The sequence below is a fragment of the Frankia sp. AgB1.9 genome, assembly GCF_016786355.1.
In the GTDB taxonomy this organism is placed as follows: Bacteria; Actinomycetota; Actinomycetes; order Frankiales; family Frankiaceae; genus Pseudofrankia.
The window spans coordinates 1-8048 of record NZ_JADWYX010000218.1 but is presented as its reverse complement, the minus strand read 5'-3'; the positions used below and the strand labels follow the sequence as shown (position 1 = coordinate 8048).

The window sequence follows — 8048 nt, the reverse complement described above, 5'->3', positions numbered from 1 at the left end:
GTTAGCTCGTGCAGGCGAAATCGAACTGCATTTTCCGTCGGACAGCTTGGTTATTCACCGAAGATCGCCAGCTGCTGATTGGTTTCGTCTGGACATCGGCGTTTCCTTGGGCGGTTATTACTCGAACGTAATCGCCGAACATGTGATCCGACGCTTCGAGCAGAAGCTGGCAGACGGCGAGTGGCCAGGGAAAGCTCCGATTGGATACAGGAACATCGTCGTTGGCTTCACCTCGAAGAATGAGCCGATTAAGTCTATCGCTCTCGATCCCGAGCGATGGGAACTTGTAAAGAAGGCGCTTGAGATGAGGGCGGATGGCTTCTCCTATGGGTACATAACAAGGTACTTGCGGAGCATGGGCCTGAGGTCAACAGTCAAGGGTAGGCCTATCGCGAAGCGTCAAGTAGAGCACCTTCTCCAAAATCCTTTCTACGCCGGGAATATGCGCTACAGCGGCCAGTCGTACCCGCACAAGTACGAGCGTTTGATCGAGCCTTGGCTGTGGCGCAAAATTCAAGAGGTAGATCAGCGGCGCTCGACCGGCCGAACCAAGCACCTAGGGAAAGAGTATCTCTATCGAGATCTGGTACGTTGCGCGACTTGTAGGTATACCGTTTCCACGGATGGACCGAAGAAAGGCGGCAACTACTATCTAAAGTGTACCGAGTACGGTGGGGCGCATGGTGCAAAGCGACTGAACCAGAAGCGAATTGACGCCCAGGTATCCGCCGTTTTTCAATCCATCCATATTCCGCAGGATATTTTACCCGGACTTGTGGATGAGCTTCGACGCAGCGCTCCGTATGACCGAGAGCTCCGTGGGGCGAACGTTCGGAAGCTTGCCGCCGAGCACGATCGCCTCGGTGAAGAGATGAAGGATATGTATCGCGACCGCAATCGCTTCAAGCTCAAACCGGAACTCTTTGGCGAGCTGATCGATGAGATGACGGGGCGCCAAGCCGAGTTGATGAGCGAGATCGAGAATCAGCAGGATGGGCAAGAGCGGTTCGTTGTATCAAGTGCGAGGATCTTAGAACTAGCCAGTAGGGCTAGTCCGCTGTTCATGTCGGACGCGGTGCGAATAAGCCAAAAACGCCGTTTGCTTAACGTCACACTTTCGAACCTTCGTGTCGCGGACGAAACCCTACTATTTGAACTCAACGAACCCTTCGATGCGGTCTCTCACGCGTTAAAAATGAATTCTTGGGGCGAGCTATTGGACGAGTTTCGAACCCAGTACTATCACACGATTTGCAGCATTGATGTGAATAATTTGCTTCTTGGAGGGCTATCCTAGATGGCTGGGGCTCTGGGACACTATCCGAACCCTTGGAACATAGTTCCGTGGATTAATCCAGGACCCCGCGGATATGTTCCCGTGCGCGGTCAAGGCGTGACGAACCGCTGCCCCACGGCGGCCTCCGTTGGAGCTGCCGACTCTGAGGTCTCAGCCGCGCCCAGGCGTTGTCGAACTCCTGCCTGACCTCACGGCCCAAGTCGTACACCGAACGTCTGAGTCCATCGACGGGCTCGACCTCAGCCAACTCCCGGTACCGTGCGAGGCGGTGCAGGGTGCCTGCCAGCGCGCTTGGTGTCGGCCAGCAGTAGTCAGCCAGGCGGTCCAGAGCGGTTACGTCCTTCTCATGGCCTAAGCCGCTGAGAACGACGAGTCCTCCGGCCTGGATCTCGGCCGTCGCATCAAGGACATCCGGTGCGCTGAAGGTATCGCGCCAGTCGCCCCTCTCGTTGGCTGCGCCGCCACCCCTGGTGATCACGACCCCGCCCCACCTGTCTCTGGAGTGCGAAGTGCTGCGCAACGCGGCAGCCAGGGCCTTGGCCGACGAGGTCGCCTGACAGTGGTCCAGGACATCGTGTGCCGGGGCGAGGTCCCGCCATCCCGCGCCCTCCCTGCTGCCGGTGATCACGCGGAGCGGTCGGTCGAGGTGAGGCAGCGGCCACCTGATGTCTGAGTCCTCCCGCATGCGCCCGGACTGGAAGAGCGGGTCTGGGCGGTTCATCCTGATGACGTGCAGGCGAAGGTCAGCGTCCGGCCACGTCACGAATTCTTGGACCACGCTGCGGCTGCGATCCATTGGCGCGGACGTGACAAGGCTCCGGAGCTCTCCGTCGACGCCGTCGAGGATCGCGTCGAAGCTGTCAAGGCCGAGGGTCGGCCGCGGTTGGTCGCTACGCAGGGTCCCGTGAATCGTGACGAACTCCCATGAGCCGGTGCGGCGGGGCCTGTCGTCCTCGTCGTCATCAGTTCGCAGGCCGCACACCGAGTACCCGACGGTAAGCATGTGCTGGTCCGGGATCAGGTGGTCGAGGATGTGCAGCCCGGCCACGTCGCCACCCTGGCGGTTCGCCTGTCGGCAGCACGGGCGGCGTCCCCTGCGGATGTCTGAAGGGTGGACCCAGTTGTCACCGTCGTGGTCGGACACGGGGGAAATGTTGCCACAGCAGGTACGGCAGCGGTTCCTCCCCGGCGTGTAGCCGCGACGAGCTGGTTAGTGAAGAGCGCCGCCACCAACCCCCGGCGGACGTGGCTGGTCATCACGCCATCCGGGCTGTCGTCGCGGGCCCACCGCAGCGCAGCCATCCGATGCTTGGTGAGAAGATCTTGCCGGGCTACTGAGGCCGCTTCCTCCCCGTAGCAATGAGGTGAACCCGCAATTGAGACCATCTTGGTTTGGTTCTCCTGATCTGCTACAGTACCCGTGCCCAAACGCCCGGAATCCGAAAGCTGGCGCGGTGGCGACCAAGCTCGGGGTCTAGTTCGGGCATAACGCGGGGGCGGAACATGATCATAAATCTTCCACGATTTCAGGCCGACAGTACTTACTTCAATGCCATTACCGGTGATTTTTCGGCGTTGGAGATTCGGTCCAGTGGAGCCAATGCCGATTTCTACTATTTTTATGATACGGCCGACAGCCGGCTCGTCACCGAGTTTATTCTGGATGATCTACCCCGCGTTCAGACTCTGTGTCGGGTCATACTCATCAAGCTAGAAGACGGCTTCAGTCCCCGGCTCTGTTTCTGGAAGAGAGATAAGAGCAAAGCCGGCAAGGAGAAGGTGCAGCAGGAAATCGAGAATAGCGCGGCCACTCGGGACGTCAAAGCGGTTGTTGACACCGCAGATGGCTGGAAGGGCCTCTGGAACCTCATTAGCTTCCTCCAAAGCTTCAAGAGCATGACCCCTCCCACGAACACGTTCCGCGTGGTTTCGGGCAGCGAGGCAGAGATTGCCGGGGTTCTCCAGGGCGCGGATAAGGGAACGGTCATTGAGGCAGTCCGGTCGGCGCTCGGGGGAAGTCTAACGGAGCATGATATTCAAGTGCTGGCGGACAGGAAGGGACAGCTCGAAGAGTTTCGGAGGCTCCTTGAGGACGAGGATCACTTTGAGGCGGCACGCCAGGAGGCAGGCGGCAGCCGCGAAAGAGTCTGGCAACGATTTTTCGAGGCCAATCAATGGATCTTTGGCTACGGGCTCCAGCTCGTGTCATGCGATTCCGCTGACGCGGATAGGCTGGAGAAGATCACTACCGGCGCCAGCTTCTTCGCTGGTGGCGGAAAGCGGGTTGACGGCCTACTTCTGACCCGAGGTTACGTCAGTAGCCTTGTCTTCTGCGAAATCAAACATCACCAGACAGACCTACTTCAGAGTGAGGCGTACCGGGAGCCCGACGTCTACCAGGCGTCGAAGGAACTGAGTGGAGGGGTGGCGCAGGTACAGAAGACCGCGTATAAGGCCGTGCGGGGTATCGTGGATAATATCCGGGAGCATTATCTAAGCGATGGAACCCCCACGGACGTTTCTTATTCGGTCGTGCGCCCACGGCAGGTGCTGGTAATAGGAAACCTCGCCCAGCTGGCTGTTGGTGGGCGCATCAACCCGGAGAGGTCGCTGAGTTTTGAGCTGTACCGGCGCTCCATGCATGAGGTGGAGATCCTCACGTTCGACGAGCTCTATCAGCGCGCGCAGTACATAGTCAAAGAGTCGGCCGGAAAAAACGAAATCCCGGATTGATGCAAGGCCGGCAGAATTTAGGAATGCCGACGCAGCGTGGATGGCCACAATACACCGAACCGCATGGTGGCCCATGCCATGCGGCCCACCATTGCGCGTTAGCCGAGATGCTCGCGCCCGGCTGGGGGCTCCTCCAGCCGACGAAGGATGTTGGCCAAGAGGATCACTGCGTCGGCCGCGATACCGGCGTCCCGCCTGGTGGGCGTGGTCCGGTGCTTGGCCATCTGGGCTGCCTCGATGGCCTTGACTGCCAGCCCGCGGATCTCCTTGTTGTCGGAGCCGGGCAGGGCGTCCTCGACGTACCGGCCGATCCGCTGCTTGGTGTTGGCCGGCGGCGGGATCTCCTCGCCCGGCCGCAGATGCTTGGCCGGGTCGTAGACGGTCCGGCTCAGAGCCTCCAACACGCCGACACAGTCGGTCCCGACGCCTCGGTAGTCCTGGGGCGTCCGTGCCGCATCGAAGTGGCGCCTGAGCTCCTCGATCTCGGCGTCGACGTCCGGCCACCCGGTGGCGGGCTGCGGACTGATGGGGCGGGCCAGCTGGTGCTCCAGCCGGTTCTCCTCCATGCGGTCCAGCCGGGCATGGATCGGGTCGAAGACGCCGGTCAGGTACTCCCGACGGTCGTTCCAGGAGCCCTTCATGCCCTGCTTGATCCAATAGCTATGGAAGGTCTCGAAGTCGCGGAAGGGCAGCTCAAGTGGGATGCCCAGGCGGCGCAGGACCGATCGCAGCGCCTTGAGAGCCAGCGCCGCGTCCTCGTTGTCGAGCTGGTTCTGGCCGTTGGTGCCGTAGGCCAGGAGCTCGTCGTGGACGACGCGCGCGAACGCCATGGCCGCCTCGAGGTCGTCGGCGCCGGGGATGGGGCCGTGGCGCAGCTCCTCGACCAGATCCGTATGGAAGACAGGCGCGAGACTCGACGCGAAGCCGAAGGGGTCGTCGTCGAGCGCGCCTTTCGGCGGGTCCGGCTGGAGGAAGAAGTCGTCCCGCCTCACGTGCTGACCTCGCTATCTGGATGTGCCGCCAGCCGTGCTCACGGGGGCGGCGTCGGCGGCTCGTGCTGTCGGCTGGTCAAGGTGGCCCATGCGCTGGTCGGGAGTCGGGTGGTCGTCGCGTTGAGCAGCCGCACGACATCGGCGTTCGACAATCTCGCCCACCGCTGGGCCGCGACGGCGACGATGAACAGGGCTAGGCGGCCCACGCACAGCACGGGGACGGGTGACATGACAAGCAAGATCCAGAAAGACATGAGGAACCCGCTCGGACGTGGGAGCGACCGTACTCCCTGGTCCGGACTCGGCGGGGGTGGTCTTCAAGCGTCGCTGCGGCCGGGCCGGTCTACACGGGCGCGCTGCTTGTCAGGCAGCGGCGGCCGGCGGCGCGGTGGGCGTGAGCGCACTGCGGAGTGGCAGAAGGTCGCAGGGCTCGTGAGGCGCTAGCGGCACGACCTGGGCGGCACGCCCGATCCGGGCGAAGACGCGATCGAAGAAGCTCCGAAGGAGCCGTCGCCAGTGCCGGGAACCGGCACGGTTCCAGCCGTTGAGCTGTGCGGCGAGGGTGTCAATGTCCGCGAATTCCGCACGCGATGGCTGCGGTTCCGCCTCAAGGAAGATTGCGGATGCGGCCTGGTGGCCGACCACCCCGGACACCCCGAGCTGGAAAGCTAGCGGCCAGGTGCTCCGCATAGCGGCCGGCTCGCGCATGCACGGTGAGGCGAGCAGGACCGGCGAGACGCACTGGCTGGTGTCGGTGACTGGGATGCCAGACACCGTCTCGCCGGCGGGCAACGCCGGGGATGGTTCGAGCCATGGCACGACGACGCGGAGCGAGACAGCAGCATCGAGGCACTCGCACCCGGCCGGACAACGACGGGTGAGTGTGCCAGCCGTGCCGAGCCGCGAGATGGCTGCTGCGGCTGCCGCGGCCTTGCCGGCGCCCGTCGAGCGGTACACGAGGCGGAGGCTGTCGGCCGTGCGCACCGTGTCGAGGAGCGGCCGAAGCCCATCCGAGACCGAAGACTTGGCCGAGGCGTCCTGGCCGAACGCGAGGATGACACCTGTGTCGACGATCACCCGTGAAGGGACGTACTCGCCGAAGTTCTGCCAAGGTTGCTGAACACGGCTGCGGATCGAGACTCGGGCAGCGTCCGGCAGTCCCCCTGACATGGCTTCGATCATATGACCGAACCGACGAGTCCGATGAGCAGGGGCAGATGCTCGGTCCGACCGAAGTCAGGTAGAGCGCGCGAGCGCAAGACGGTTCCAGAGCTCATCACCGTGACCGTCCTCGTCGCCATCACCGGTCCGTGGTGGTGCGCCGCGGGTGTCGGGCAGGTGCAGACGTAGCGGTTGATATCGGAAGTGGACCCAAGCTCCCCATACAGGCATCAGCGCGACATACGGCGCGTTCTGTCTGCCGGACAGCCGAGCCCGGTGCCAGTGCACGAGGCATCCGGTCATGCATCCGCCTTGCGGACAGATCGGAGGATTGCATAAGCGCAGTCTGATCTGCAAAGGGGCGGTACGATCACCGGGAACGACGGGGTGGGAGGGTAGATGGAATACGACGAGCACGACATCGACGATGAGTACGATGACCAAGACGGGTCCGACACTGTAAGCCAGTACGCTTTCGAAGAAGACGGACTTCATCCCTACCTGCGCGAACCTGAGCGGATTTATATATCCCGGCGCTTCGAAGATGTATTGGGCGGCACGGACTCCATACGCGCCCGTCGTTTCGTGTATCAGGTCTTCGATGGCAATGAGGACGTCCGGTTTGACCGGAGTAACGGTCACGAAGTAATCTTACGGTGGACAACTCATCGTCGAGACGAACTCAAAGCAGTCTTCTTCGAAGACGACCGGACGATCTCCAATCTGGTAATTCAGAAATTCTCCCAGCGGCGCAAGGGAGAACCAATTCCCGGCTACTCTGTATCGCTTCGCGGGCGCGAGATAATGATTCTTCGTGAATTCCTGGACTCGATAGCGGCGCTGCCGCTGGACTCTGCGGAACCGTTGCAGGTTCCAGCGTCCGTAGTAGCCGAGATGATGCGCGACCCGGACTTCGCGCAGTTCTTCTACTCGTCAAAGCGTAGCGAGATCACAAAAATCATACGCAACGACGAGCAGGCCGATGATGTGATCGCCGTCGCTCGTCGAAAGGTTTCGCTAGAGGTCTTCCGGTGCCTCCTTGACGATCCCGAATTTTTCTCGGCTACGATGGCCGATCTGGGACTTGTTCGTCCCGAAGACGTATGGCAGGATTACTTTGAGCGGAACCGATGGATTTTCGGACTGGGGCTTTCGGCGCAAGTCTTCCTGCCGTGGGATCGCGCGCGGCTAAGCCAAACGGTGCAAGGCGCCTCTGCTTTCTCAGCCGGCAAGCGGCCCGATGCCGTTCTCAGAAGTGCCGGTGAGATCAGCTCTTTCGCGCTGGTGGAGTTGAAGCGGCCCGACACGGACCTTCTGGTCGAGACGCCGTACCGTTCCGACGCCTGGCGAGCCAGTTCCGAGTTGAGCGGAGCAATCGCCCAGTGTCACGCAACAGTGGATACCGTGATCAGTGAATGGCGAGTCCAAGCTGAGAAGGACCGCGAAGGATATCCGACCGGCATCGAAGCCCATCTTTGTCGGCCGCGCTCGTATTTGATCGTTGGAGATCTGCGACAGTTTGTGCGTGACGGCCGTACCAACGTGGGAAAATTCCGATCGTTCGAAAATCTTCGGCGAAGCCTCAACGATCCTGAAATCATCACCTTTGACGAGTTGTACGCGCGAGCGGAGTCGCTGACGTCAAGCTATTAGCGAACCTCGGTCGCAGCACTGAAGCCAGGAGGCAGTCCGTCCGTGGCGCGACGGAGTCTCTGGGAGGTTCAGGTGGTCCGTAAAGCGGTCGCTCGACCGGGCGCCTGCTCGACAAGGCTCTGAGCGAGAATTCTAAGAGCCTGTTTTAGATCTTGATGGTGTGGACTGGGTGTTGGCTGTGTGGGTGCGGGTCGGCGTGGCCGCGTGATCGA

Annotated in this window: 7 protein-coding genes; 3 read left to right on the top strand and 4 right to left on the bottom strand. The window is 61.6% G+C overall.

The genetic code is table 11. The features are described from left to right. The coding region (locus I6A60_RS40160; protein WP_203055873.1) for a recombinase family protein at positions 1-1297 on the top strand (1297 nt) is incomplete at its 5' end. Positions 1298-1349: 52 nt separating this feature from the next. Here the strand turns inward: I6A60_RS40160 and I6A60_RS40155 are convergent. Beyond that, positions 1350-2345, bottom strand: coding sequence for an exodeoxyribonuclease VII large subunit (locus tag I6A60_RS40155; RefSeq protein WP_203011680.1), 996 nt, complete (start codon positions 2343-2345; stop codon positions 1350-1352). A 455-nt stretch (positions 2346-2800) separates the two neighbouring features. On the opposite strand from I6A60_RS40155, the gene I6A60_RS40150 reads away from it, so the two are divergent. After that, positions 2801-4030 carry a Shedu immune nuclease family protein gene (locus I6A60_RS40150; protein WP_203011681.1) on the top strand — a complete coding sequence of 410 codons (1230 nt, stop codon included), beginning with the start codon at positions 2801-2803 and terminating at the stop codon, positions 4028-4030. A 98-nt stretch (positions 4031-4128) separates the two neighbouring features. Here I6A60_RS40150 and I6A60_RS40145 read toward each other — a convergent pair whose 3' ends face one another. From I6A60_RS40145 to I6A60_RS40135, 3 genes are all read right to left on the bottom strand, one after another. Further along, entirely contained in the window at positions 4129-5022 is an 894-nt protein-coding gene (locus I6A60_RS40145) for a hypothetical protein (protein ID WP_203011683.1), read from the bottom strand. A gap of 38 nt (positions 5023-5060) precedes the next feature. Then, positions 5061-5252 (bottom strand): hypothetical protein, encoded by a 192-nt coding sequence (locus I6A60_RS40140; RefSeq protein ID WP_203011684.1) that lies wholly within the window; start codon positions 5250-5252, stop codon positions 5061-5063. A gap of 133 nt (positions 5253-5385) precedes the next feature. Beyond that, a complete protein-coding gene (locus I6A60_RS40135) occupies positions 5386-6204 on the bottom strand; it encodes a hypothetical protein (RefSeq protein ID WP_203041994.1) in 819 nt (272 codons plus the stop codon). Between the two features lie 378 nt (positions 6205-6582). On the opposite strand from I6A60_RS40135, the gene I6A60_RS40130 reads away from it, so the two are divergent. Further along, positions 6583-7836: a Shedu immune nuclease family protein gene (locus I6A60_RS40130; protein ID WP_203011686.1), complete on the top strand. Its 1254-nt coding sequence runs from the start codon at positions 6583-6585 to the stop codon at positions 7834-7836. Positions 7837-8048: the final 212 nt, after the last annotated feature.